The organism is Polymorphobacter megasporae, assembly GCF_018982885.2.
Classification (GTDB): Bacteria; Pseudomonadota; Alphaproteobacteria; order Sphingomonadales; family Sphingomonadaceae; genus Polymorphobacter_B; species Polymorphobacter_B megasporae.
The window spans coordinates 2,741,650-2,766,947 of record NZ_CP081848.1; the positions used below are offsets into that span (position 1 = coordinate 2,741,650).

Consider the following 25,298-nt stretch of genomic DNA (forward strand, 5'->3'; position numbering starts at 1 on the left):
CATAAGCAGGATAGAGCGCGGCGGCAAGTGACAGCGCCGCGCCGCGTTGCTAGGCAGCGGCATGGATACGCCCCGCAAGCTGATCGCCGGCAACTGGAAGATGAACGGCACCGCCGCGGCGCTTGCCGAGATCGCTGCGATGGCCGACGCCGCGCGCGATTTGCCGCCGAACCTCACCGTTGCGGTCTGCCCGCCCGCGACCTTGATCGACCGCGCGCGGGTTGCGGCGGGAGAGGGGCCGTTGATCGTCGGCGCGCAGGACGTCCATGCCGAACCCGCGGGCGCATTCACCGGGAGCGTGTCGGTCGAGATGCTCGCCGACGCGGGGGCGAAGCTCGTCATCGTCGGGCACAGCGAGCGCCGCGCCGATTGCGGCGAGACCAACCCCGACGTCCGCGCCAAGGCCGAAGCGGTCGTCGCCGCCGGGCTGACCGCGGTTGTCTGCGTCGGCGAGACCGAGGCCGAGCGCGATGCGGGCGATGCGCTGAGCGTGATCGCCGGCCAGCTCGACGGCTCGCTGCCGGCGAACGCGACGCGGCTTGCGGTCGCATACGAGCCGGTCTGGGCGATCGGCACCGGGCGCACCCCGACCGCACTTCAGATCGCCGAAGTTCACGCTGCGATCCGATCCGATCTGATCGCACGCTACGGCGATGCCGGCGCGGCGACGCCTGTCCTGTACGGCGGCTCGGTCAAGCCATCGAACGCCACCGAGCTTCTTCATGTCGACAATGTTGACGGTGCACTTGTCGGCGGCGCGAGCCTGACCGCCGCCGACTTCCTCGCCATTGTCCGCGCGGCGGTGCGCTGATCAGAGGCGGACCGTTGCTGAGACGCGGTACGAGCGCCCGATGATGCCCTCGTAATACGTCCGCTCGGCACCGCCGCCGAAGCCCGCGACGCCGGGGTCGGCGAGCGCCGGGTACGGCGGGCGCTGCTGGAACAGATTGTCGACCGAGATGCGGAAGATGTACGTCTTGCTGACGTTGAACGCCGCCGATGCATTGACGAAGACGATGCCGCCGACCCCGGGAACGTCGCGGACGCCGGGCTTCTCGTCGGCATTGAACACCGCTGGCCCGATATACTGTGCCTGGAGCTGCAGGCCGAGCGCGTCGCTGCTGTAGTCGATATCAGCGGTCGCCTTGTGGCGGCTGAAGCCGATCGTCCCGGCACCGGTCGTGATGTCCCCGGTTCCGGCGCGCCGCTCGAGCTTGTCGATATACTGGTACTGCCCGTTCAACGAGATCTTGCCGGTCGCGCCGAGGAACGGGGTCGGGATGGAATAGGCGATCCCCGCGAGCAGCCCCGCGTATTTCAGGCTTGCCGCGTTGAGATAACCCGAACGGACGAAGGTGACTTGATGCGTCGCCGGATCGCGGTCGATTCGTCCGCAGAAGTCATTGGGATAGCTCGTGGCGTCGTAGCAGGCGTTGAAAATGTCCTGCGCGCCGAGGCTGACGATCGCATCCTGCAGGTCGATATGAACCCAGTCGGCGTTGATCGCGAGGCGCGGGATGAACTTCGGACGCGCTTGGATGCCCACCGTCCAGCTGTTCGCCTTTTCATTCATCAAGTTCGGATTTCCTGACACCGACCCCTTCGAGGTGAAGTCGACGATGTTCGACTGGAACGGCTGGTTTATCCCGGCGGCGACGCAATTCGCCGCGCGGTGGGCAGGATTGGGGCCGCTCGTGATGTAACGCGAGTCGCATGGGTCGTTGGCGAGGACGAAATTGGGGCTCGTCGGATTGAACGCCTCGGTGATCGCGGGCGCGCGGATTGCACGGGTGTAGTTGCCGACGAAGGTCAGTCCCGCGATCGGCGACAGACGCCCGCCGCCGGTCCACGTGAAGTCGCCGCCTGCCTGGCTATTCTGGACGTAGCGCGCTGCCGCCTTCAATTCGAAGGTATCGATGAAGCGCCAACCCATGTCGTGGCTGACCAGCGGCACCTCGAGCTCGCCGAAGCCTTCGTTGGTATAGAAGCCACCGGCGATGGGATCGAAGTTCGACCCGGCGCCATACGCACTGCGCGTGCCGTCGGGCTGCGGGTCGCCGAAATAATACTGGCCCGGCTCGAAACGCGCACGTTCGTCGCGGTGCTCGTAGCCAAGCACGAGTCCAACACCGCCTGCGGGTAGCTGGAACGGCTGGCCGGTGACCGACGCGGTCGCGACGACCTGCTCGTTGACTTCGCGCGCGCTCGCGTTGGCAAGAATATAGTTGAGCGCCGCCTGGCTCGTTGCGCCCTGCCCGAAGACGTTGAGCGGCGCGCAGGTCGGGCTGATCGTCGCGATGTTCGCGCTGACCGCGCCGGGGCGGCAGGTGATCGTCCCGGTCGGCGACAGCACCGCATCGACCGCATTGTTGAAGTTCTGCGTGACGACCTGCGGCGACGTGCTGTTCGAGACGCTGCGGCCGTAGTTTCCGACGACCTCCCAGGTGAACGCGCGGTCGCCAATGTGGAAGCTGCCGTCCAACCCGGCGACGGTGCGGAACAGGTCGATCGTGCTCGTCGCAATGCCCGACTGGAGATCGGTATTCGCCCGGCCCAGGTAGAAGCTCGTCTGCCCGGCCGGGAGCGCGGCTGCGATCGTCGCGCGCGATGCCGCGGTAAGAAACGGATTGTTGATGTCGATGATCAGATTGCCGTTCGGCGCGCCGGCGACGTCGAACAAGGCGGTGTTGTAGAGCGGCTGTGCGACGAGATTGGTGCCCCGCGTCCGCGAATACCAGCCTTCGAAGAAGCCGCGGACGCCATCGGTAAATTGGTAGCTGCCGAGGATGTTACCCAGATACCGCTTCGTTGGAGTCGACAGATTGCCCGTCGGTGCGAGGCTGAAACCGTTGCCACCGGAGAAGTTGATCAAATTGCCGGACGCGGTGCCGAAATCGATCGGAATAAGTCCGCCGCCGGGGGAAAAACGCACTGCCTGACCGGCGGCATTGGTCACGGTCGGTTGCCCCCCAAAGTTGCCGCTCGCGACTTGCGCCGGGCTGAGCGCGAACAGATCGGAGATGTACGGAATGCCCTGTTCCGACAGCGCCGGGATGCGGCGGTTGGTGATCAGCACCTGCTGGAACGCCGATCCGGCGGGCGGAGTCGTGAAGAAGGTCTGGGCGGCAGTGACGGCACGGTCGGTATCGAGCAGGCCGCTCGATTGATTATACTCGCCGCTCACCGTGATGTTGCCGCGACCCCCGCCGAAGTTCAGTCCGGCAAGTCCGCGGATGCGGTGGTTCTCGCCGTCGCCGGCGTTGTTGATCCCCTGCTGTGCATCGAGTTCGAGGCCGTGATAGTCGTGCTTGAGGACGATGTTGACCGTGCCGGAGATCGCATCGGAACCATAGATCGGGGCGCCGCCGACCGCGACGATGTCAATCCGTTCGACGAGGTTGGTCGGAATGGTATTGAGATCGACCTGGCTGCCCGAATCGGTTGGACCGAAGATCGACGCCGTATTCGATGAAACGAATCGCCGACCGTTGACCAGCGTCAGTGTCCGCTGGGTTCCGAGACCGAAGAAGTCGACGAAGGTCTGCCCGGCCCCCAGTGCCGACTGTGCACCAGAACCGTTGATCCCCGGTGCGATTGCCGGAAGTTCGGCGAGCGCCTGACCGATGTTGGTATAGCCGCGTGTTTCGATCTGCTGGGAATTGATGATCTGGGTCGGCTCGATTGTGTCGGACAGCGCGCGCCTGATCCGCGAGCCAGTTACGACGATCTGCTCGTCGGCCGCGGGGCCAACGGGCACACCCGAATTCGGCGCGACGGCAGTGTCGGCAGATACTGTTGCCGGCGGCTGGGTCTGTGCAATTGCGGTGGTGGTCGCCAGCATTGCGAACATGCTTGTGGCGGCAAGTAATTTGGTCGTCATCGAGTGGCCCCTTCGATCCCTGACACCAAACTGTTATCTCCAGTTCATCGAAATGCCATATGTGAGAGGTGCGACCCGAGCGCACATGTGCTTCAGAAGTCACGCCGATCCAAAATTTTAGGCTAGGTTGGCGCGCGGATTAATGGCGCGGCACAATCCGGAGCCGCGCGCATCATTTGACGATCTGGCTGGTCATCTTGCCAATTTGGCCGAGGCCGTGGATAGGCTCGCCCATGGCGGCGCCAATACCCTCCGACGAGATCGCCCGCATCGGCGCGTTACGGCGATACGATATTCTCGATACGCCGCGCGAGCGGGAGTTCGATGATGTCGTCGATATTGCACGTCGTGTCTGCGGGACGAGCATCGCGCTGATCAGCTTCGTCGATACCGATCGCCAATGGTTCAAGGCCGAAGTCGGTCTCGGCTCAAGCGAGACAGCGCTCGAAAGCTCGATTTGCGCGATCGTGTTCCGTACCGGCAATTACGTCGAGATTCCCGATACGCTCGCCGATCCGCGGCTGCGCGGCAATCCGCTGTGCTGCGCCGAACCGGGACTGCGCTTCTACGCCGGAGCAACGCTGCAGACCGCCGAGGGTTTACCGATCGGGTCGCTTTGCGTTCTCGATTACGCGCCGCGCACGCTCGACGCATTGCAGCGCGACACGCTGCTCCTGCTCGCGGCGCAGGTAATGCGCCAGCTCGACCTGCGCGCTGCACTCGCGCGCGAGGCGCTGCTACGCCGCGAGATCGATCATCGGGTCAAGAATTCGCTCCAGACGGTCGGCGCGTTTGTCCGGCTGCAGCGATCCCAACCGACGGGCAATGCGAGCGACATGATGCTCGCGGTCGAGCGCCAGATCGCATCGGTGGCGACGCTCCACGACCTCATCTCGGAAGTCGACGAGGATTGGCTCGACCTTGGCGATTATCTCGACCGGCTGACGCGGCAGCTTGCGATCATCGCGCCTGCGGGGGTTGCCGTGAGCGGCCGCTTCGACGCGCTCTTCGGACCGGCGACAGCGGCGACCGCGCTGGGGACGATCGTCAACGAGCTCGTCGCGAACGCACTCAAGCATTCGTTTGACGAGGGCGTTGCGGGCGCGATCGTGTTGACCGGATCGGCGGACGGCAATGGCAACTACGACATCGCGTGCAGCGACGATGGCTGCCGCGCGGTCGAAATCATATCGACGACAACGCCGACGCGGATCGGCCTCGGCCTTCGGGTGATGCAGGCCGCCATCCGGAAGGTCAACGGAACGCTGACCGGTGGTCCGGTTTCCGGGGGTTATCGCAGCCTGCTGAGTTTTCCCGAGCCGTCACGCTGACGCCGGCGCAGGGCTGATCGTCCACGCGGTTGCGATCGAGCGTCGCGACCGCTACATCCGCCGCAACTCATTTCGCCCAAGGCCGCCATGCTCATCACCTTCATCCTCGTTCTCCACGGCCTGATCTCGCTCGCGCTGGTCGCCGTGATCCTGTTGCAGAAGTCCGAGGGCGGCGGGCTCGGCATCGGCGGCGGCAATGCGGGCGGCATGATGACGGCGCGCGGCGCGGCAGACTTGCTGACGCGGTCGACTATGGTCCTCGCCTCGCTGTTCGTCCTGACGAGCATCGTCCTCGCCATCCTCGCGACGACGAACAAGCGCGAGCACGTCATCGACACCTCGCTCGCCAAGCCCGCGACGACGAGCGCCCCTGCCGCACCTGGCGGCGTCCCGCTGTTCCAGAAGACCGAGCCCGCCGCACCGGTAGCGCCCGCTCCGGCAGCCCCGGTTCCCGCTCCGGCGGACTCGGTTCCGCTCGCGCGCTAGTTTGGCAAGCCGGGGGGCCAGCCGACTAAGGTCGATCGTCGGGGGGACGGTCGGCAACCTCGTCGAGTGGTACGACTTCTACGTCTACTCGGCCTTTTCGCTCTATTTCGCCCACATCTTCTTCCCCAAGGGCGACGCGACCGCGCAGCTACTGAACGTCGCCGCGGTGTTCGCGATCGGCTTCCTGATGCGCCCGGTCGGCGGCTGGCTGCTCGGGGTCTATGCCGACAGCCGCGGGCGCAAGGCGGCGTTGACGCTGTCGGTGTTGCTGATGTGCGGCGGGTCGGGCGTGATCGCGCTGACCCCCGGGTTCGACCGGATCGGCGTCGCCGCGCCGGTCTTGCTCGTCGTCGCGCGGTTGCTCCAGGGCCTGTCGGTCGGCGGCGAATACGGGACGTCGGCGACGTATCTAGCGGAGATGGCGACCGCGCATAATCGCGGTTTCCTCGCCAGCTTCCAGTACGTCACGCTGATCGGCGGGCAGTTGCTCGCGCTCGCCGTGCTGCTGGTGCTGCAGGCGACGATAAGCGAGGCCGATCTGCATGCCTGGGGCTGGCGGATACCGTTCGGCATCGGTGCTGCGCTCGCGGTCGTCGCGCTGCGGTTGCGCGTCTCGCTCGCCGAGACCGCCGCGTTCGAGCATGTCCCCGAGGCGCAGCGCCATGGCGTCGTCCGCCGCCTCGCCGAACACAAGCGCAGCGTGCTGCTTGTCATCGGGCTCGGGGCAGGGGGCAGCCTCGCCTTTTATACCTTCACGACGTACATGCAGAAATTCCTCGTCAATACCGTCGGCTGGTCGAAGCCCGATGCCAGCTTGATCGCGGCTGGAACGCTGACTGTCTACATGCTGATCCAGCCGCTGTTCGGCGCGCTGTCGGACCGCTTCGGACGCAAGCCGCAGCTAATCGCTTTCGGGGTCCTCGGCGTGGCGGGGACGGTGCCGCTGATGCTGACGCTCGCCGCGACGCACAGCCGGGTCGAGGCGTTCTTCCTGATCCTCGCCGCGCTGACGGTGCTGAGTTGTTACACCGCGATCTCGGGGCTGGTGAAGGCGGAGCTGTTTCCGGCGAACGTCCGCGCGCTGGGGGTGGGGCTGCCGTATGCGGTGTCGGTGTCGCTGTTCGGGGGCACGGCGGAATATGTCGCTTTGTGGTTCAAGAGCGTGGGGAACGAGGCGGGGTTTTATTATTATGTCGCGGCGACGCTCGCCGTGTCGTTGGTCGTGGTACTGGTGTTGCCCGATACGAAGCGAACGTCGCTGATTGAGACCTGATCTTCCCTCTCCCCTCGAGGGAGAGGGACGGCGCGCCCTTGCGCGCCAGGGTGAGGGTGAGTGGTCGCAAATCCTCACCCCCACCCTGGTCGCGCTAAGGCGCGCGACCGTCCCTCTCCCTCAAGGGGAGAGGGAGACGGCCAAGCTTATCCCCACCTTTCGACCGCCTCGCACTGGCTTTCCCCGCGTCCCCTCGCTAAGCCCATCCTCCCATGGCACGGTATATCTTCATCACCGGGGGCGTGGTCTCGTCGCTCGGTAAGGGTCTTATGGCAGCGGCGCTCGGGGCGTTGTTGCAGGCGCGCGGTTACCGCGTCCGGATCCGCAAGTTCGACCCGTATCTCAACGTCGATCCGGGAACGATGTCGCCGTATCAGCACGGCGAGGTCTTCGTCACCGACGATGGCGCCGAGACCGACCTCGACCTTGGCCATTACGAGCGTTTCACCGGAGTTGCGTCGAAGCAGACCGACAACGTCACCAGCGGGCGGGTCTATTACGACATCATCACCAAGGAGCGCCGCGGCGACTTCCTCGGTGCGACGGTCCAAGTCATCCCGCACGTCACCGACGCGATCAAGGCGTTCGCGCTCGCCGAGACCGACGACCTCGACTTCGTGCTGTGCGAGATCGGTGGCACCGTCGGCGACATCGAATCGCTGCCATTCCTCGAGGCGATCCGCCAGGTCGGCAACGACCTCGGGCGAGGGCAATCGATCTACATCCACTGCACGCTGATCCCGTATCTGTCGGCGGCGGGCGAATTGAAGACCAAGCCGACCCAGCATAGCGTCGCCGAATTGCGCGGCATCGGCATCCAGCCGCACGTCCTCGTCTGCCGCTCCGAACACCCGCTGCCCGACAGCGACCGCGCCAAGATCGCGCTGTTCTGCAACGTGCCGAAGGAAGCGGTGATCCCCGCATTGGACGCCGATTCGATCTATTCGGTCCCGCTCCAGTATCACCGCGCCGGATTGGACGAGCAGGTCCTCGCCGCGTTCGGCATGGCCGACGCCGCCGTCCCCGATCTCGATCGCTGGACCGCAATCATGGAGCGGCTGCGCCACCCCGAGGGCGAGGTCACGATCGGCGTGATCGGCAAATACATGGGGCTCAAGGACGCGTACAAGTCGCTGACCGAGGCGCTGGTCCACGGCGGCATCGCCAACCGGGTCAAGGTCAACATCCGCTGGATCGAAGGCGAATTGTTCGAGGACCCCGCCGCCGACGTCGCGGCGCAGCTCGAACCGATGCACGGCATCCTTGTACCCGGCGGCTTCGGCGAGCGCGGAACCGAGGGCATGATCGCTAGCGTCCGCTTCGCCCGAAGCCGGGAGGTGCCGTTCTTCGGCATTTGTCTCGGCATGCAAATGGCGTGCGTCGAGGGCGCGCGGAACGCCGGGTTCGCCGGCGCCGGCTCGTCCGAGTTCGGGCCGACGCCCGAACCCGTTGTCGGCCTGATTACCGAATGGATGTCGCCCGGCGGCCTCGAAACCCGCGCTCTGGGTGGCGACCTCGGCGGGACGATGCGCCTCGGCAGCTATCCGGCGGTGCTCGCGGGGAACAGCGTCTCGGCGAGCGCATACGGCTCGACGACGATCGCTGAACGCCACCGCCACCGCTACGAGGTCAATATCCATTACCGCGGAGCGCTGGAGGAAGGCGGCCTGATGTTCAGCGGCATGTCGCCCGACGGCCTCCTCCCCGAGATCGTCGAACGCCCCGACCACCCGTGGTTCGTCGGCGTCCAGTTTCACCCCGAACTCAAGTCTAAGCCATTCGAACCGCATCCGCTGTTCGCCAGCTTCATCGCCGCAGCGGTCAAGCAGAGCCGACTGGTTTAGCGAGTCCGCGTGTGGTCGACGAAAGTTCATCCCGGCTTTCGCCGGGATGAACTTATCCTTCGTGTCAGTATGCCGTGCCCCTAGCAGGCGATCGCAGCGCGGCGCCGCACTGTCATTCCGACCAGCCCGAATCCGCCGATCATCAGGGCCCATGTCGCGGGCTCCGGCACGGCTGCGATCTCGCCGTTTTCATAAATGATCAGGCCGGCACCAGCCCCAGTCGCCCGGTCTTGCGCGGAATAGTCACCAGTCAGAACTAAGGGCGCGCTCTCGTCACGGATGAAAATCTGCTGGCTCGTAATGCCCGGGCCGCCGACGACCTGGAAACCGCCGCCGAGGCTATTGTTGAAGAAATCGATCGTGCGTTTGCCCGCGATGCCGTTGAATACGCCCTTGACGTTGTTGAGCGTGAAATAGCTGCCGGAGATGAATGACGCCGGATTCGGCAATTCGGCGATGTCGAAGCTAATAAAGCCGGGTTCTCCCGATTCGACATGGACCCCCATGACCGCCAGTGCCGGGACGGCCGATGTAAGCGCAGAGCCGACGACGAGCGCTCGAAATAATGAATTCATAGTCATCTCCACGAAGACCCCGACCCCCGCAACAGGGTTAACACCGGCTGGTGAAGATTCCGAGAATGCTGGCCGTTCGTTTCGCTCGGCCCGTCGTAAAATTGCACGGCCGACCGTTTGGCCAGTCACGGACGCTTAGTGCAGCAAGGGAAGGGCCCGGAGCGCAGGCACGCTGAGCGTAATCGCCAGAGCACGCCATAAACGAAAACGCCCGGGGATGACCCCGGGCGTTTGTGGTGACGAGACCAACCTCGAGGCCGCGGTGGTAGATCACAGCCCCCTGGCTCGACCATCCGCGCAGTGCAGCCTATACGCTGGCCGCTTATTTATCCCTGAACTCCAGCCACTTGGGCGGCAGAACTCGTTACTCTTGGTAAACACCTGCGGGTTCCGTGTCATCGGCATTTGTCGCGCGTCATGTCGGAATCGCGGACAGTGTTGTCTGTTTGCAACAGCTTCGCTAGACCCCGCGCTCGACCCCGATCAGGAATGCCCCGCCCGTGCGCCTCAGCCGATATTTTCTCCCCGTCCTCAAGGAAACCCCGGGGGAGGCGCAGGTCGTAAGCCACCAGTTGATGCTGCGTGCGGGCATGATTCGCCAGACTGCGGCTGGCATCTATGCGTGGTTGCCGCTTGGCCTGCGCGTCCTCCGCAAGATCGAGCAGATCGTCCGTGAGGAACAGGACAATGCCGGGGCGGTCGAACTGCTGATGCCGACGATCCAGTCGGCGGAATTGTGGAAGCAGTCGGGCCGCTACGATGCTTATGGTCCCGAGATGCTGCGGATCACCGACCGCCACGACCGCGAGATGCTGTTCTCGCCGACCGCCGAGGAGTTGTTCACGACGATCTTCGCCAACGGAGTCAAAAGCTACCGCGACCTGCCGCGCATCCTTTACCAAATCCAGTGGAAGTTCCGCGACGAGATCCGCCCGCGCTTCGGCGTGATGCGCGGGCGCGAGTTCCTGATGAAGGACGCGTACAGCTTCGACCCCGATCTCGCCGCCGCGCGCCACAGCTACAACCGGATGTTCATCGCCTACCTCCGCACCTTCGCGCGGATGGGGCTGCACGCGATCCCGATGCGCGCCGACACCGGCCCGATCGGCGGTGACCTCAGCCACGAATTCATCGTCCTCGCGCCGACCGGCGAGAGCGACGTGTTCTACCATTCGAACTGGAAAGCCGCGCGCGACACCACGGTCGACGCCGACGATGCAACCGCGTTGCAGACGTACGTCGACCGGCTCAACACCGACTATGCCGCGACCGACGAGAAGCGCGACCAAGGCCTCGAGGCCGAGGCCGGGGACGCGCTCAAGCAATCGCGCGGGATCGAAGTCGGGCAGATCTTCTACTTCGGCACAAAATATTCGGCGGCGATGGGGCTGAGCGTCCAGGGCGCCGACGGCACCGCGATCGTCCCGCACATGGGCAGCTACGGCATCGGCGTGTCGCGGCTGATGGGCGCGATCGTCGAGGCGAGCCACGACAAGGACGGCATCGTCTGGCCCGATGCGGTCGCGCCGTACAAGGTCGCGCTGATCAATCTCCGCGCCGACGATGCGTCGTGCCTTGCGGCCGCGGACGCAATGTACGACCGGCTGACAGCGGCGGGTGTCGAGGTGCTGTACGACGACCGCGACGAACGCGGCGGGGCAAAGTTCGCCACCGCCGACCTGATCGGCGTGCCGTGGCAGGTCGTGATTGGGCCGAAGGGCGTCGGCGCGCGGACGGTCGAGGTCAAGCGGCGCGGGGCAGGGACGCGCGACGAGATGACCGTCGAGGCGGCGGTCGCCAAACTCGCATGATCACCCGCTACGAGCGCATGATCGCCTCGCGCTATCTTCTGCCCGGGCGCGGGGAGGGGTTCATCTTCCTCGTCGCCTCGATCTCACTGATCGCGGTCGCGCTCGGCGTCGCGGCGCTGATCGCGGTAATGTCGGTGATGAACGGCTTTCGCGCCGAGCTGTTCGACCGCATCCTCGGGCTGAACGGCCATGCCGTGATCCAGGGCTATGGCGGGCAGCTCGCCGACTGGGCGCCGCTGTCGACCGAGGTCCGCAAGCTGCCCGGGGTGACCAAGGCGACCCCGCTGATCGAGCAGCCGCTGATGGCGAGCTTCGACGGCCGGGTCCAAGGCATCCTGCTGCGCGGCATGACCATCCCCGACCTGATGGCGACCAAGGTCATCACCTCGAACGTCAAGCACGGCACGCTCGCCGGGCTCGTCCCGGGCAGCAATACCGTCGCGATCGGCGCGCGGCTCGCCGAAGCACTGGGCGCGCAGGTCGGCGACTCGATCAGCGTGATTTCCCCCGATGGGCAGGTGACGCCATTCGGCGCGGTGCCGCGGATCATCGCCTACCGCATCGTCGCGATCTTCGAGGTCGGCATCTACGATTACGACAAGGCGTTCGTCGTCATGCCGATGGCGAACGCGCAGACCCTGCTCCGCATGGGCGACTCGGTCGGCATGATCGAGGTCGTCACCAACGACCCCGACAAGGTCGATGCGATCCTCGCGCCGATAAAGGGGCGCGTCGCGCGGTCGGGGGTGATCGCGTCGTGGCGCGACACCAATGCCTCGCTGTTCGAGGCGCTTGTCGTCGAGAAGACGGTGATGTTCTGGGTGCTGTCGATCATCATCCTCGTCGCGGTGTTCAACATCCTGTCTTCGCTGATCATGCTGGTCCGCGCCAAGACGCGTGACATCGCGATCCTGCGGACGATGGGGGCGACGCGGATCGCGCTGATGCGGATCTTCATGACGGTCGGCACGCTGATCGGCGGGCTCGGCATCCTCCTCGGCCTCGCGCTCGGCTTTTCGCTGCTCGCGTGGCGGGCGGACATCGTTGCGGGCGTGTCGGCGGTGACCGGTGCGCAACTGTGGGACCCGAGCGTCCGCTTCCTCACCGAATTGCCATCGAAGACCGACCCGGCGCAAGTCGTCGGCATCGTAGTGCTGACGCTGCTGATGAGCTTCCTCGCGACGCTGTTCCCGGCGTGGAAGGCGGCAAGTACCGACCCGGTCACGGTGTTGCGCTATGAATAATGTGGTGACGCCGCCCGAGCATGTAAGCACGCCGGTTCATTCGGCGGGTAACGTGCTCGAGGTCCGCGATTTGCGGCGCAGTTTCCAGCAGGGCGGGGTGACGATCGAGGTGCTGCGCGGGGTCGATCTCAGCGTCGCGCGCGGCGAGATCGTTGCTTTGCTCGGCCCGTCTGGATCGGGCAAATCGACGATGCTCCAGGCGGTCGGGCTGCTCGAGGGCGGATTTGAGGGATCGATCACGATCGACGGCGTCCGTGTCGAGAAATTGTCGGCGAGCGAGCGGACGACGGTGCGCCGAGACAAGCTCGGCTTCGTCTACCAGTTCCACCATTTGCTGCCCGACTTCAGCGCGTCGGAGAATGTCGTCCTGCCGCAGCTGATCTGCGGCACCGGCAATGCGGCGGCGCGGACGCGGGCGAAGCAGCTCCTGACCGACCTCGGCCTCGGTGCCCGCCTCGACCATCGCCCGGCGCAGCTATCGGGCGGCGAGCAGCAGCGCGTCGCCGTCGCCCGCGCGCTGGCGAACGAGCCGGTCCTGATCCTCGCCGACGAACCGACCGGCAACCTCGACGAAGCGACCGCCGCGAAGGTGCTGGCGGAGTTCATTCGGCTGGTCCGCGCGCGAGGTTCGGCAGCGCTGGTCGCGACGCACAATATCGCGCTGGCACGTGGGATGGACCGAGTGGTCACGCTTCACGAGGGACGGCTGGCGCAATGAACTGGCCGGTGGGAGGTGCAATGTCGCTGATCGTGATCGATCGCTGGTACGACTATATGCGGTCGCACGATCGGCAGCAGCTGTGGGATCTGCTCCACCCCGACGTCGTCTTCGAAAGCCCGGTCGTCCACACGCCGCAACGCGGCCGTGACATCACCTTCAAATATCTCGCAAGCGCCGAGACGACGCTTGGTGGCCCCGGGTTTCGCTATCTCGGCGACTGGCGCAACGACACCGGCGCGGTCCTCGAGTTCGAGAACACGATCGAGGGCATCCGCATCAACGGCGTCGACATGATCACGTGCGATCCGAGCGGCAGTCTTATCACCCACTTCAAGATCATGGTCCGCCCGTTGAAGGGCGTCCAACTGCTTCACCGGCTGATGGGGGAGGAACTCGCACGAATGGCGAGCGGCTCCGAGGAAACGGCCAAAAAGCGCTAGCGGGGCTAATCCGCAATCTTCAGGCTACTCGACCCAATCCAGCCCGATATCCCTGAACACCGCGCGGTCGTCCGCCCAGTCGGCCTTGACCTTCACATGCAAGAACAAATGCACCTTCCGCCCCGTCAGCGTCGCGATATGCCCGCGCGAGGCTTCGCCGATCGCCTTGATCATCGAGCCCTTGGCGCCGAGGATGATCGCCTTCTGGCTGTCGCGCTCGACGAGGATTTGCTGGTGGATCACTGTCGACCCGTCCTTGCGGTCCTCCCATTTCTCGGTCTCGACCGTGCTCGCATACGGCAGCTCGGCGTGGAGGCGGTTGTACAGCTGCTCGCGGGTAATCTCGGCGGCCATCAGGCGCGTCGTCGCGTCGACGAGCTGGTCGGCGGGATAGTGCCATTCGCCCTCGGGCAGCGTCGCGCCGAGCGCCGCCTTGAGTTCGGGGACGCCGTCGCCGGTTTCGGCGGCGATGAAGAAGGTCTCGGCGAACTTGACCGCAGCATTGGCCTCGTTGGCGAGGTCGAGCAGGCGCGGCTTCGACGCGATGTCGACCTTATTGAGCGCGAGCATCTTCGGTTCGGGGCGGTCGGCGAGGCTCGCCATGATCGCGCGCGCGTCGTCCTTAAGCCCCGACTTGGCGTCGACTACGAGCAGCACGACGTCGGCCCCGTGCGCGCCGTCCCATGCCGCGCGGACCATCGCCCGGTCGAGGCGGCGGCGCGGCGCGAAGATGCCGGGCGTGTCGACGAGGAGCAACTGCGCGTCGCCCTCGACCGCGATGCCCATCAGTCGGGTCCGCGTCGTCTGGACTTTCGCCGACACGATCGCGACTTTCTGCCCGACCAGCGTGTTGACGAGGGTCGACTTGCCCGCGTTCGGGGCGCCGACAACGGCAACGGTTCCGCATCTCGTCATGACGTAACTTTCTCTAACATCGCGACCGCGGCGGCCTTCTCGGCCTCGCGCTTATTCGCGCCTTCGCCGGCGACGGGGTCGTGGCCGCGGACGACGACGCGCACCTTAAAGCGCGGCGCATGGTCTGGGCCTTCGCGCCCGATCAATTCGTAGGTCGGGGCTTGGCGGCTCTGCCCGAGCGCCCATTCCTGGAGCCGCGACTTCGGGTCGACGAGCAGCCGCGGCCCGGCGTCGAGCAATTTGCCCCAATTCGCGCGGACGAAGGTTTCCGCCGCCGCGAAGCCGCCGTCGATAAAGATCGCCGCGACGATCGCCTCGGCGATGTCGCCCAGCACATTATCGCTGCGCCCCAAGCCCTTGGCGCGGACGGTTTTTTCCATGAACAAGTGCTCGGGGACGCCGAGCCCGCGCGCGACTTCGGCACACGCGGGACCCTCGACGAGGCCGTGGTATCGTGCGGTCAGCTTGCCCTCGGGCTCGTCGTAATCGCGGTACAGCCACGCTGCGACGACACAGCCAAGCACCCGGTCGCCGAGAAATTCGAGTCGCTGGTAGCTGCCGGTCCCCGGCACGCTGCTATGCGTCAGCGCGCGCCTGAGCAGGCCGAGGTCGGTGAAATCGTGGCCGAGCGTGTCGCGCGCCCAGCCGGCAAGTGCGGCGTCCCCCGGTGCCGATGCGCCGGTCAAAGCCGGGTGCCGACGCGGCTCAGCCGCAGCGTGTCGAGCCACGTCGATGGCCGGTTCCCGACCGCGGTGCCGCTCGTCGAGAAAAAGATCACCTCGGCGCGGCCGACGAGGTTCTGCGCCGGGACCATCCCGACGCCGCCATCGGCAAGGCTCATCCGGCTGTCGGCGCTGTCATCGCGGTTGTCGCCTTCGACGAAATAATGTCCGGTGGGAACGGTGACCAGCGCCGTGTCATCGGGCGGATCGCCGGCGTATTCGTCGAGCACGGCATAGGTCCGGCCGCCGAGCGTCTCGAGATAACGCGGATAACGGCAGAGCATCCCGCCGCCGGCGCCGGGCATCGCCGGGGAGGGGCCGTGACACGAGCCGCCCGGAATCATCGGCAACACGAAGTCGGTTGTGCGGACCCGGGGCACGATCGTCCCGTTGAGCTCGATCGACCCCCCGATCATCCGGACGCGGTCGCCCGGAAGCCCGATGACGCGCTTGATGAAGTCGGTGCGGTTGTCGCGCGGGGTCTTGAATACGACGACATCGCCGCGCCGGGGGGCCGCGCCCGCGATCCGGCCGCCGAACAGTGGCGGGGCGAGCGGCAGCGAATATCGGCTGTAGCCATAGGGCCATTTGGCGACGAACAGATAGTCGCCGCCGAGCAGGGTCGGCAGCATCGATTCGGATGGGATGTTGAACGGCTCGACGACAAAAGTCCGCAGGCCGAGCGCGACGGCGATCGCGATCCCGGTGACGCGAACGACGGCGGTGATCTTCTCGAACTGTCGCGCCGCCCGCGCTTGATGCGCCTCGCGCGCCGAGGGGAAGGCGTTTTCCATGCATCGGGGCTTGGCGGCGACGCGAGCGGGTGTCAACCGGCGCAGCGTCGGCTAGAGGGGCTATGAATCAGGAGCCGCACCGCCATGACGACATCAGCCGCGCTCGATACGACTTCCGCCTGGGCGTCGCTGAACGACCATGCGGCGGCGATTGGAGAGGCCGATCTGGCGGCGTTATTCGGGTCCGAACCCACGCGGATCGAGGCGATGGTGCTCGATATCGGCGGGATGTGCGTCGATCTGAGCAAGCAGGCCGCGTCGACGGAGACAATGGCGGGGCTCGCAGCGCTGGCGACGACGGCAGCGTTCGACGACTGGCGGACGCGGCTGTTCGCCGGTGCCGTGGTCAACCCGTCCGAGGGCCGCGCCGCGACGCACATCGCCGAGCGCGGCAGCGGTGCTGCGGTCGATGTCGCTGCAGCGGCTCCGGGGCAGGCGAAGCTCCGTGCGGTAGCGAATGCAGTGCGTAACGACGGTACGAAGCACATCGTCCATATCGGCATCGGCGGTTCGGCGCTCGGCCCGGCGCTTTTGCTCGATGCGCTTGGGCATGAGGGGGACGGCCCGGCGGTGCACGTCGTCGCCAACATCGATGGGATCGCGCTGAGCCGCGCGCTCGCCGCGTGCGACCCGGCGGCGACTAAGATCGTCATCGTCTCGAAGACCTTCAGCACGCTTGAAACGATGACCAATGCCAACAGCGCGCTCGACTGGCTCGGCGCGAACGGCGTCGCCGATCCGCGCGGGCGGTGCATCGCGGTCACCGCCGCGCCGGGCCGCGCCCGCGACTTCGGCATCGCCGAGCCGAACATCCTGCCGTTCGCCGATACTGTTGGTGGGCGCTACTCATTGTGGTCGGCGGTCGGGCTGCCGCTTGCAATCCGCTGCGGCGTCGCGGCCTTCGATGACTTGCTCGCCGGAGCCGCGGCGGTCGATGCGCATTTCCGCGATACGCCGTTCGCGCGCAACGTCCCCGCGCTCGCGGGGGCGCTCGATGTCTGGGCGGCGACATTCCAGCACAAGGCGACGCGCAGCGTGTTCGCGTACGACGAGCGGCTGCGGTTGCTGCCGTCGTTCCTGCAGCAACTCGAGATGGAATCGAACGGCAAGCGAGTCGACCGCGATGGTCGCCCGGTCGCCTATCCGACCGCCGCGATCACATGGGGCGGGATCGGGACCGATGCCCAGCACGCGGTGTTCCAGCTGCTCCACCAGGGCACGCATAGCGACCCGGTTGAATTCGTCGCCGTTCGAGAGCCGGGCCACACGCTTGGCGAGACCCACCACCGGCAGTTGCTCGGCAATGCCTTTGCGCAAGGCGCGGCGCTGCTGCGCGGACGGACGTTCGACGAGGCGTTGGCGTTGAGCGACGGCGACGAGGCGTGTGCCCGGGCACGGACCTTCCCCGGCAATCGGCCGTCGATGACGATCCTGCTCGACCGGCTCGACCCGCGGACGCTCGGCAGCCTGCTCGCCTTCTACGAGCACCGGACGTTCACCGCGGCGGCGCTGCTTGGAATCAATCCGTTCGACCAATGGGGGGTCGAGCTTGGCAAGGAAATGGCGAGCGCGCTCGACGCAGGCGGCAGCTTCGACCCATCAACCGAGGGGCTGATGAAGCGCGCCGGGCTCGGCAAATGACGATCATCGCCGACCGGATGACCGCCGAGATCGAGGGTGATTTCGTCGTCTTCCTCATCGGCATGCGGATCAACCGCTGGTGGAAGCCGTGGCGCTGGCTCCCGGTGGGGATGGCGATGGGGCGGATGCTCGCCGAACTCGGCCGGACGCCGGCGATGGGCCTGCTCCACGCCCGGTCCTACCTCGGACTTCCCGACGTCATGGTCGTGCAATACTGGCGCAGCTTCGCCGATCTGCACGCCTATGCGCACGCGTCGTCGCTCGAACATCGCCCGGCATGGACTGCGTTCAATCGCGTGGTCGGGTCTAACGGCGATGTCGGCATCTGGCACGAGACATTTCTCGTCACCGCCGGACAGTATGAGAGCCTGTACAATAATATGCCGCCGTTTGGGCTCGGCATTGCCGGCGGACTCGTCACCGCACGCGGGCGACGGTCATCGGCAAAGGGGCGGCTCGGTGTCGAAGCGGCGGATCAGTCGTCGAGCGCGCTATAGACCAGAGTCCGCAGCTCGCGTCGTACCGGATACGTCGAGCTCGGCATCAATTGCGTCATGAAGACCGCGACGAGTTCCTCGGCCGGATCGACCCAGAAGAAGGTGCTTGCCGCGCCGCCCCAGAAATAATCGCCGTCACTGCCGGGGATCAGCGTCCGCGCCGCGCTGGTCGAGGTGGCGAGGCCGAGCCCGAAGCCGACTCCGTCGTACGCCGCCTCGCTGAACAACGACTTCGACACTGCGGGCAGGTCGACGCCGCCGGGGAGGTGGTTCGCGGTCATCAAGTCGAGCGTCTTGCGCCCGATCAGTCGATGATCGTCGAGCGTCCCGCCATTCAACATCGCCAGCCCGAACTTCATGTAATCGGCGGCAGTCGAGACGAGGCCGCCGCCGCCCGACACGAACGCTGGCGGCTTGAGGAACGCGCTCGTCGCCGGGTCGTCCTGCAGCGCGATGCCGCCGCCGGCCTTCGGCTGGTAACACGCGGCGAAGCGGTGCGCTTTATCGGCGGGGACGTGAAAGCCGGTGTCGGTCATGCCGAGCGGATCGAGGATCCGCCGCTGGAGGAAGTCCTCGAACGGTTCACCCGCAATCACGCCGATCAGATAGCCGATGACGTCGGTCGAAACCGAGTAATTCCAGGCGGTTCCAGGGGAGAATTCGAGCGGTAGGTGCGCGAGGTCGGCGATGAAGCTGTCGAGCGTCCCGGCCTTCTCGATCTCGCCGATCTTGCCCATGCGATAAGCGGCGTCGACGTTGGTCCGCATCTGGAAGCCGTAGGTCAGTCCGCTGGTGTGGCGCAGCAGGTCGACGATCCGCATCGGCGATGCCGTCGGGGTCGTCGCGAAGCCGGTCGATCGCGTCCCGCCGGCAAACACGCCAAGGCCGCGCCACGCCGGGATATAGCGGTGAACCGGATCATCGAGCGCGACCTTGCCCTCCTCGACAAGCATCATGAACGCAACCGACGTCAGCGGCTTGGTCATCGAATAAATGCGGAAGATCGTATCGTCGGCGAGCGGGACCGCGCGCTCGACATCGGCGTGGCCGAGGACGCAATGATAGGCGGGCTCGCCAAAGCGCGACACGCTGACGAGTGCCCCCGCGAGCTTGCCGGGCGCGATGTACCTTTCGTCGAGGAACGCTTCGATCCGCGCCAGCCGTTCGGGGCTGAAACCGAGTTCGCCCGGGTCGATCGTCACCGCGCGCCCGTTCGTCACTGACCCACCGCTCACAGGGTCGGCTGGTCGAAGCGGCGCGGATAGATTTCGGCGTGAAGCTTGAGGATCGCGGTGCTTCCCGTCGTCGTGCACCAGCCGGGAACGACAGCGTGGACGATGCAGCCGCCCGCCGCCGCGATCAGCCGTCCGGCAACCGTCAAGCTCGCGCGCATATGTTCGAAATACCCCTCGCCGACGCTGCGCGGGTGATCGATCAGCAAGCGGTGTATCATCGCGCAGAACTCCTCGTCGGCGAACTCTGTTATCGTCGATTATAGCCCCCGATGACAACCGGCGATCGACCCGCTACGAAGGCGTCGCGCGGGCGATTAGCTCAGTTGGTAGAGCGCCTCCTTTACACGGAGGATGTCGGCGGTTCGAGCCCGTCATCGCCCACGCGCAGACCCTCATCTCCGCGCCCTGCGCACCCCGACGCCGCAGTGTTGCGATGCGGCAACATGTAAATTCTTCCGTGGCACTTGTGTCCAAGTATCGCTGGAAATGTCGCTGAAGCGTCATAAACCCGCGCCAGAAGACGCTCGACGATTCGGCGGTTCATCGACCGTCAATCAGGGGTTTTACTGGGAGCGGACAATGCGTAGATTTTTTGCGGGCGCTTCGCTCGCTGCGATGGTTATTGCCTCCTCGGCAAGCGCGCAGGAGACGACTGCAGTTATTCGCGGCACAGTCACCGCCGCCGGTACGCCTGTCGCCAACGCCCAGCTTACTATCACCAACGTCCCGTCGGGCACAGTGTCGCGCGCCGTGACCGACTCGTCGGGAACATTCACCGCGAGCGGCCTGCGTTCGGGCGGCCCGTACAAGGTCGAGGTCGCCAGCACCTCGGGCAACTCGACCGTCACCGACATCTTCACCCAGGTTGGCCAGCCTTTCGACCTGCCGATCGACGTCGCCAGTGGCGCAGCGGGCGGCGACATCGTCGTCAGCGCCTCGGCAATCAAGCGCGCCGGCATTACCTCGGACGGTCCGCAGACGACGCTCAGCCAGGTCGACATCAGCAAGGTCGCCTCGGTCAACCGCGACATCCGCGACATCGAGCGCCGCTCGCCGTTCGCGACGATCGACCTCACCAACAGCCGCGCGGTATCGTTCGCTGGCGTCAACCCGCGCTTCAACCGCTTCACGATCAACGGCGCGCAGGTCGGCGACAACTTCGGCCTCAACTCTGACGCCAGCCCGACGCGGCGCGGCCCCGTGCCGTTCGACGCGATCGCGCAGGTCTCGGTCTCGATCGCTCCGTTCGACATCCGCCAGAGCAACTTCCAGGGCGGCGTCATCGACACACAGCTGCTGTCGGGAACCAACGAATATCACGTCAACGGCTTCTATTCGCAGAGCACGAGCGGCCTTCAGGGCCACCAGATCGGCGCGATCATCGTGCCGAATATCCATTACAAGAGCGAGACCTATGGCGCGACCGTGTCGGGCCCGATCATCAAGGACAAGTTGTTCTTCATGGGGTCGTACGAGCGCAACACTGATCCGCGGCCGCTGTCGCCCGGTTCCACCTCGCAGGTGCCCAACCTTACCGACGCGACGGTCGCCAACATCCAGTCGATCGCCAAGAGCGTGTATAATTACGACACCGGCGGAATCCTGCCGATCACCAAGAACATCGACGAGAAGTTCGTCATCAAGCTCGATGCCAACCTGTCCGACCGCCAGAAGCTGTCGTTCTCGTACATCAATGCGTACGACGCGACCGACATCCTCGTGAACTCGGGCACGTCGGTGACGGGCAACAATACCAGCGCGGCGACGAATACAAGCGGCCCGTCGATCAGCCTCGCGTCGAACGACTATAAGCTGACCGAACTTCTCCGTACCGGTATCGTACAGCTGAACTCGGACTGGACCGACAACTTCTCGACCGAAGCGCGGTTCGTCTACAAGTCGGCGACAAAGGGACAGGACCCCGAGCAGGGCCGCGGTTTCGCGCAGTTTAAGGTCTGCACTGCGCCGACGAGCGGCCTTGCGGTCGGCGGCACCGCCGACACGCCGACAACGTGCGGCGCCGGCGTGCCCGCGATCTACTTCGGTCCCGATATCAGCCGTCAGACCAACGCGCTGTTCAGCGATACGTATGACGGCTCGTTCCTGATGCGCTATCAGGCGGGTAATCACGCGTTCAAGGCACTGATCGAATACGTCGAGAATCGCGATATCGACGACTTCCTCCAGTACAGCGCGGGTGCGTACTACTTCGACTCGATCGCCGACTTCCAGAACAAGAACGCCAGCCAGTTCGATTATCAGAACGGGCTCAACCTTGATCCGAGCAGCACGAGCGCAAAGTTCAAGTATGGCACCTACACCTTCGGGCTGCAGGACGACTGGGCGATCAACAACACATTGCGGGTGACCTACGGCGCGCGCGTCGACCTCGACGAGTCGTATAGCGCGGTTAAGGTCAACCAGAATTTCGTCAACCGCTATGGCTTCTCGAACGGCAAAAGCTTCGGCGGCCTCTATTCGATTCAGCCGCGCCTGAGCTTCGACTATAAGGGCATCAGCAACCTCGACATCCGTGGCGGCGGCGGCATCTTTGCCGGCGGCACCCCCGACATCTACTTCTCGAACTCCTATGCAAACACCGGCGCTCTCCAGAACCGCATCTCCTCGGTCATCCGGACGACCTCGGTAGGCGGCGTCACCACCGGCTGCGCCGCGCCGTACAACACGCCCGCAACGGCAGCGATCTGCACCGCCGCGCTCAACGGGGTCAGCGGCACGACGATCCCGACGTCGATCAACAGCTTTCTGACGACGAACACCGCATCGCTGCTGACCGCGCCGACCGCTTCGGTGAGCCCACGCTTCAAGCTCCCGTCGTACAAGCGCTTCACGCTGTCGGCAGACTATAAGTTCTTCGGGATCAACTTCGGTGCCGATTATCTCTACTCGAAGACGATCGAGTCGGTGACTTTCACCGACCTCCGCTCGGTTCAGAACGGCGTCCTGCCCGATGGCCGCCCGCGCTACACCTTCCACACGACACCCGGAGCCGGCGTCCAGACCGCCGACACCAATACCGATATCCAGATCGGCAACACCTCGCTCGGCCGCAGCCACGTCGCGGTCGTCCGCTTCGACAAGGAATTCGACTGGGGTCTGTCACTGTCGGGCAGCTACACCTACCAGGACGTGAAGGACGTTTCGAACGCGACGTCGTCGGTTGCCGGGTCGCTCTACAACAACCAGGCAGTCAATGATCCAAACCAGGCCGCTTACGGAATCAGTAGCGACCAGACCAAGTGGCAGTTCAAGTATAACGTCGGCTACGACCACGCCTTCTTCCGCGACTATCGCACCGTCGTTCAGCTGTTCGGCGAAACCCGTGCGGGCCGTCCGTACAGCTATACAATGAACGATCTGCAAGCGGGCCGCTCGGCGGTGTTCGGGACGACCGGCAACTCGAACCACTATCTGCTCTACGTCCCGACGAGCACGACCGACGCGCGCGTCAGCTACGACACGGCGGCGACGCAAACCGCGCTCGATAACCTGATCAACTCGACCGCACTCAAGAACTTCCGCGGTCAGGTTGCGCCGAAGAACATTGCCCGGTCGCGCGCTAACACACGCATCGACCTCCATGTCGAGCAGGAGATCCCGACCTTTGTCGGCAAGTCGCGGATCACCTTGTTCGGCGACATCGAAAACATGCCCAACCTGCTCAACCATAATTGGGGCGGCGTAACGCAGGTCGCCTTCCCGCAGACGGCAACCGCGGTTAACGTCCAGTGCCTTGCGGTGGCGACGGCAACCGGGACCGCGGCTGTGGCGAACACCGCGTCGAACCAGGTCTGCACACAATATCGCTACTCGGCGGTTCAGAACCCGGCGGAGGTAACGACGACGGCGGTGTCGCTTTACCTGATCCGGGTTGGCGCACGGTTTAAGTTTTAGGCCGAACGCGGTCGCGCACAGGAAGAATTTGCGCTTGCGAATTCGTCCTGTGCGCGGACTCGCGGCAGGCCCGGCCGGCGAGGCGGCGGCATAAAGCCGCCGAACCCGTCCGACGAAAACGGCGGGCTTTGCCCGTCGTTCTTGTTTTTGCTGCTTATTGTTAGTCCTGCCCTTCGGAAGGCGCGTCGCGGCAAACCCGCGCCGTCGTCGGACGGGTTCGGCGAGGAAGGTTCGCCGACCCGCCGGCCGGCCTTGCGCGACTCGCGCCGAAGTAGAAAATCGCGGAGGGCGATTTTCGTCTTCGGCGTCGGTCGCTTCAGGCGTCCACCGGAACTCCCGGCAGCACCTTCGACGTCCGGATCGTCAGCGACGTCCGCACATGGTCGACATTCGGTGCAGCGGTCAGCTCACGCGTCAGAAACCGCTGAAACTCCTGCAGGTCGTGCGCCACCACCTTCAGGATAAAATCGATTTCGCCATTGAGCATGTGGCATTCGCGGACCTGCGGCAGCGTCGCGACATGTTCCTCGAACGCGCGCAACTCGTCCTCGGCCTGGCTCTTGAGGCTGACCATGGCAAAAACGGTAATGCCGTAACCCATCGATTCGGGATCGAGGTCTGCATGGTAGCCACGGATCACTCCGGCTTCCTCCAGCGCGCGGACGCGCCTGAGACATGGCGGCGCGGTCAGCCCGGCGCGTTCGGCAAGGTCGACATTGGTGATCCGCCCTTCGCTCTGCAGGTGACTAAGAATGATCCGGTCGATCATATCGAGCTGAAGGCGTGAGCGGTGCATCCCGCAATCACTGCAACGATACGCCGCCAAATACTATTAGAATGTTGCGGCAATGGGCAATTAGTTGCGAATTGATGTGGGCGGGCTACATACACGGTAAGGAGATTTCGCTTGCCTGACATCGTTACCCGCCTGCTCGTGATTGGCTCAGGCCCGGCAGGTTACACCGCCGCGGTTTATGCGGCGCGGGCCGCGCTCGACCCGGTCCTCGTCGAGGGGTTGCAGCCCGGCGGGCAGCTGACGATCACCACCGATGTGGAGAACTGGCCGGGCGATACGAGCGTCCTTGGCCCCGACCTGATGGTGCGGATGGCGGAGCAGGCAAAGCACGTCGGCGCGACGATCAAGAGCGACATCATCACCGCGGTCGACCTGTCGCGGCACCCCTATGTCGCGACGGGCGATTCGGGCACGCGCTATGTCGCCGACACGATCGTCATCGCCACCGGAGCGCAGGCGCGCTGGCTCGGACTCGAGTCAGAGACCCGGTTTCGCGGCTTCGGCGTATCGGCATGCGCGACGTGCGATGGCTTTTTCTTTCGCGGCAAAATCGTTGCGGTCGTCGGCGGCGGCAACACCGCGGTCGAGGAAGCGATGTTCCTGACCAACTTCGCGAGCAAGGTCTACCTCATCCACCGCCGCGACACCCTCCGCGCCGACAAGACCAACCAGTCGCGGCTGTTCGCCAATCCCAAGATCGAGATGATCTGGAATGCCGAGGTCGGCGCGGTCGAGGGGACCGACGTGCCGCTCGGCGTCACCGGCATCGACCTGCTCGATGCGACGACCGGCATGGTTCGGTCGCTCGCGGTCGACGGTCTGTTCATCGCGATCGGCCACGTTCCCGCGACGGCGCTGTTCGCCGGCAAGCTCGACATGGACGACGAGGGGTATCTGATCACGGCCCCGGACTCGACCGCGACCTCGGTCCCGGGTGTGTTCGCGGCAGGTGACGTCAAGGACAAGGTCTATCGCCAGGCGGTGACGGCAGCGGGGATGGGCTGCATGGCGGCGCTCGAGGCCGAGCGCTACCTCGCACACCACCACGCCGCCGAGCCGGTGCGCGTGGTCGTCAACGCCTGACCCATGGCTGGGACACGCAGCAGCCGATGACACAAGTGAGATGGGCGATCTTGCTTGGACGGCCGTGGATACGCTACGGCAATCGCCGAGCGCCG

21 protein-coding genes and 1 tRNA gene are annotated in these 25,298 nt (G+C 65.3%); 14 read left to right on the top strand and 8 right to left on the bottom strand.

Annotated features, from left to right (window positions below; genetic code table 11):
* The first annotated feature begins 61 nt into the window (after positions 1–61).
* Positions 62–811 (top strand): triose-phosphate isomerase, encoded by a 750-nt coding sequence (gene tpiA / locus KTC28_RS12820; protein WP_216707553.1) that lies wholly within the window; start codon positions 62–64, stop codon positions 809–811.
* On the opposite strand, the gene KTC28_RS12825 is transcribed toward tpiA, so the two are convergent.
* Positions 812–3,880, bottom strand: a complete 3,069-nt coding sequence (locus KTC28_RS12825; protein ID WP_216707554.1) for a TonB-dependent receptor domain-containing protein — start codon at positions 3,878–3,880, stop codon at positions 812–814.
* A 233-nt stretch (positions 3,881–4,113) separates the two neighbouring features.
* Between KTC28_RS12825 and KTC28_RS12830 the strand changes: the two genes are divergently transcribed.
* From KTC28_RS12830 to pyrG, 4 genes are all read left to right on the top strand, one after another.
* The gene (locus tag KTC28_RS12830) at positions 4,114–5,211 is read left to right on the top strand and encodes a sensor histidine kinase (protein WP_216707555.1); all 1,098 of its coding nucleotides are present in this window, start codon (positions 4,114–4,116) and stop codon (positions 5,209–5,211) included.
* Positions 5,212–5,298: 87 nt separating this feature from the next.
* Positions 5,299–5,697 carry a preprotein translocase subunit SecG gene (gene secG, locus KTC28_RS12835; RefSeq protein ID WP_216707556.1) on the top strand — a complete coding sequence of 133 codons (399 nt, stop codon included), beginning with the start codon at positions 5,299–5,301 and terminating at the stop codon, positions 5,695–5,697.
* Position 5,698: 1 nt separating this feature from the next.
* Complete coding sequence (locus tag KTC28_RS12840) at positions 5,699–6,970, top strand: MFS transporter (protein ID WP_216707557.1); 1,272 nt, start codon at positions 5,699–5,701, stop codon at positions 6,968–6,970.
* Between the two features lie 212 nt (positions 6,971–7,182).
* A complete protein-coding gene (gene pyrG, locus KTC28_RS12845) occupies positions 7,183–8,814 on the top strand; it encodes a CTP synthase (RefSeq protein WP_216707558.1) in 1,632 nt (543 codons plus the stop codon).
* A gap of 80 nt (positions 8,815–8,894) precedes the next feature.
* On the opposite strand, the gene KTC28_RS12850 is transcribed toward pyrG, so the two are convergent.
* Entirely contained in the window at positions 8,895–9,518 is a 624-nt protein-coding gene (locus KTC28_RS12850) for a PEPxxWA-CTERM sorting domain-containing protein (protein ID WP_255601997.1), read from the bottom strand.
* Positions 9,519–9,889: 371 nt separating this feature from the next.
* On the opposite strand from KTC28_RS12850, the gene proS reads away from it, so the two are divergent.
* The 4 genes from proS to KTC28_RS12870 are packed head-to-tail and all read left to right on the top strand — an operon-like array spanning position 9,890 to position 13,605.
* Positions 9,890–11,200 (top strand): proline--tRNA ligase, encoded by a 1,311-nt coding sequence (proS, locus tag KTC28_RS12855; protein WP_216707559.1) that lies wholly within the window; start codon positions 9,890–9,892, stop codon positions 11,198–11,200.
* Entirely contained in the window at positions 11,197–12,444 is a 1,248-nt protein-coding gene (locus KTC28_RS12860; protein WP_255601998.1) for a lipoprotein-releasing ABC transporter permease subunit, read from the top strand. The genes proS and KTC28_RS12860 overlap by 4 nt, the downstream gene beginning before the upstream one ends.
* Positions 12,437–13,162: an ABC transporter ATP-binding protein gene (locus KTC28_RS12865; RefSeq protein ID WP_216707560.1), complete on the top strand. Its 726-nt coding sequence runs from the start codon at positions 12,437–12,439 to the stop codon at positions 13,160–13,162. Before KTC28_RS12860 ends, KTC28_RS12865 begins: the two co-directional genes overlap by 8 nt.
* A 20-nt stretch (positions 13,163–13,182) precedes the next feature.
* Positions 13,183–13,605: a nuclear transport factor 2 family protein gene (locus KTC28_RS12870; protein WP_216707561.1), complete on the top strand. Its 423-nt coding sequence runs from the start codon at positions 13,183–13,185 to the stop codon at positions 13,603–13,605.
* 24 nt (positions 13,606–13,629) lie between these two features.
* Here the strand turns inward: KTC28_RS12870 and era are convergent, their stop codons facing one another.
* The 3 genes from era to lepB are packed head-to-tail and all read right to left on the bottom strand — an operon-like array spanning position 13,630 to position 16,036.
* Positions 13,630–14,520, bottom strand: coding sequence for a GTPase Era (gene era, locus KTC28_RS12875; protein ID WP_216707562.1), 891 nt, complete (start codon positions 14,518–14,520; stop codon positions 13,630–13,632).
* Positions 14,517–15,206: a ribonuclease III gene (gene rnc, locus KTC28_RS12880; RefSeq protein ID WP_216707563.1), complete on the bottom strand. Its 690-nt coding sequence runs from the start codon at positions 15,204–15,206 to the stop codon at positions 14,517–14,519. Before rnc ends, era begins: the two co-directional genes overlap by 4 nt.
* Complete coding sequence (lepB, locus tag KTC28_RS12885) at positions 15,203–16,036, bottom strand: signal peptidase I (protein WP_216707564.1); 834 nt, start codon at positions 16,034–16,036, stop codon at positions 15,203–15,205. Before lepB ends, rnc begins: the two co-directional genes overlap by 4 nt.
* Positions 16,037–16,120: 84 nt before the next feature.
* Between lepB and pgi the strand changes: the two genes are divergently transcribed.
* Both pgi and KTC28_RS12895 read left to right on the top strand, forming a co-directional pair.
* Positions 16,121–17,677, top strand: coding sequence for a glucose-6-phosphate isomerase (gene pgi, locus KTC28_RS12890; RefSeq protein WP_216707565.1), 1,557 nt, complete (start codon positions 16,121–16,123; stop codon positions 17,675–17,677).
* A complete protein-coding gene (locus tag KTC28_RS12895; RefSeq protein WP_216707566.1) occupies positions 17,674–18,174 on the top strand; it encodes a DUF4188 domain-containing protein in 501 nt (166 codons plus the stop codon). The genes pgi and KTC28_RS12895 overlap by 4 nt, the downstream gene beginning before the upstream one ends.
* On the opposite strand, the gene KTC28_RS12900 is transcribed toward KTC28_RS12895, so the two are convergent.
* Both KTC28_RS12900 and KTC28_RS12905 read right to left on the bottom strand, forming a co-directional pair.
* The gene (locus KTC28_RS12900; protein ID WP_255602005.1) at positions 18,153–19,394 is read right to left on the bottom strand and encodes a serine hydrolase domain-containing protein; all 1,242 of its coding nucleotides are present in this window, start codon (positions 19,392–19,394) and stop codon (positions 18,153–18,155) included. The two genes, KTC28_RS12895 and KTC28_RS12900, sit on opposite strands and share 22 nt — an antisense overlap.
* 11 nt (positions 19,395–19,405) lie before the next feature.
* Positions 19,406–19,627 (bottom strand): DUF6356 family protein, encoded by a 222-nt coding sequence (locus tag KTC28_RS12905; protein WP_216707567.1) that lies wholly within the window; start codon positions 19,625–19,627, stop codon positions 19,406–19,408.
* Between the two features lie 90 nt (positions 19,628–19,717).
* Here KTC28_RS12905 and KTC28_RS12910 point away from each other — a divergent pair.
* Both KTC28_RS12910 and KTC28_RS12915 read left to right on the top strand, forming a co-directional pair.
* A tRNA-Val gene (locus tag KTC28_RS12910) sits at positions 19,718–19,790 on the top strand.
* 198 nt (positions 19,791–19,988) lie between these two features.
* Entirely contained in the window at positions 19,989–23,324 is a 3,336-nt protein-coding gene (locus KTC28_RS12915; RefSeq protein WP_216707568.1) for a TonB-dependent receptor, read from the top strand.
* A gap of 316 nt (positions 23,325–23,640) precedes the next feature.
* On the opposite strand, the gene KTC28_RS12920 is transcribed toward KTC28_RS12915, so the two are convergent.
* Positions 23,641–24,120 carry an Lrp/AsnC family transcriptional regulator gene (locus KTC28_RS12920; protein ID WP_216707569.1) on the bottom strand — a complete coding sequence of 160 codons (480 nt, stop codon included), beginning with the start codon at positions 24,118–24,120 and terminating at the stop codon, positions 23,641–23,643.
* Positions 24,121–24,231: 111 nt separating this feature from the next.
* Here KTC28_RS12920 and trxB point away from each other — a divergent pair, with 111 nt between their 5' ends.
* Entirely contained in the window at positions 24,232–25,203 is a 972-nt protein-coding gene (gene trxB, locus KTC28_RS12925) for a thioredoxin-disulfide reductase (RefSeq protein WP_216707570.1), read from the top strand.
* The last annotated feature ends 95 nt before the right edge of the window (positions 25,204–25,298 follow it).

Coding starts and splice junctions, on each gene's coding strand:
- tpiA (WP_216707553.1), top strand. CDS start 62: ATGGATACGCCCCGCAAGCTGATCGCCGGCAACTGGAAGATGAACGGC.
- KTC28_RS12825 (WP_216707554.1), bottom strand. CDS start 3,880: ATGACGACCAAATTACTTGCCGCCACAAGCATGTTCGCAATGCTGGCG.
- KTC28_RS12830 (WP_216707555.1), top strand. CDS start 4,114: ATGGCGGCGCCAATACCCTCCGACGAGATCGCCCGCATCGGCGCGTTA.
- secG (WP_216707556.1), top strand. CDS start 5,299: ATGCTCATCACCTTCATCCTCGTTCTCCACGGCCTGATCTCGCTCGCG.
- pyrG (WP_216707558.1), top strand. CDS start 7,183: ATGGCACGGTATATCTTCATCACCGGGGGCGTGGTCTCGTCGCTCGGT.
- KTC28_RS12860 (WP_255601998.1), top strand. CDS start 11,197: ATGATCACCCGCTACGAGCGCATGATCGCCTCGCGCTATCTTCTGCCC.
- KTC28_RS12865 (WP_216707560.1), top strand. CDS start 12,437: ATGAATAATGTGGTGACGCCGCCCGAGCATGTAAGCACGCCGGTTCAT.
- KTC28_RS12870 (WP_216707561.1), top strand. CDS start 13,183: ATGTCGCTGATCGTGATCGATCGCTGGTACGACTATATGCGGTCGCAC.
- era (WP_216707562.1), bottom strand. CDS start 14,520: ATGACGAGATGCGGAACCGTTGCCGTTGTCGGCGCCCCGAACGCGGGC.
- lepB (WP_216707564.1), bottom strand. CDS start 16,036: ATGGAAAACGCCTTCCCCTCGGCGCGCGAGGCGCATCAAGCGCGGGCG.
- pgi (WP_216707565.1), top strand. CDS start 16,121: ATGACGACATCAGCCGCGCTCGATACGACTTCCGCCTGGGCGTCGCTG.
- KTC28_RS12895 (WP_216707566.1), top strand. CDS start 17,674: ATGACGATCATCGCCGACCGGATGACCGCCGAGATCGAGGGTGATTTC.
- KTC28_RS12905 (WP_216707567.1), bottom strand. CDS start 19,627: ATGATACACCGCTTGCTGATCGATCACCCGCGCAGCGTCGGCGAGGGG.
- KTC28_RS12915 (WP_216707568.1), top strand. CDS start 19,989: ATGCGTAGATTTTTTGCGGGCGCTTCGCTCGCTGCGATGGTTATTGCC.
- KTC28_RS12920 (WP_216707569.1), bottom strand. CDS start 24,120: ATGCACCGCTCACGCCTTCAGCTCGATATGATCGACCGGATCATTCTT.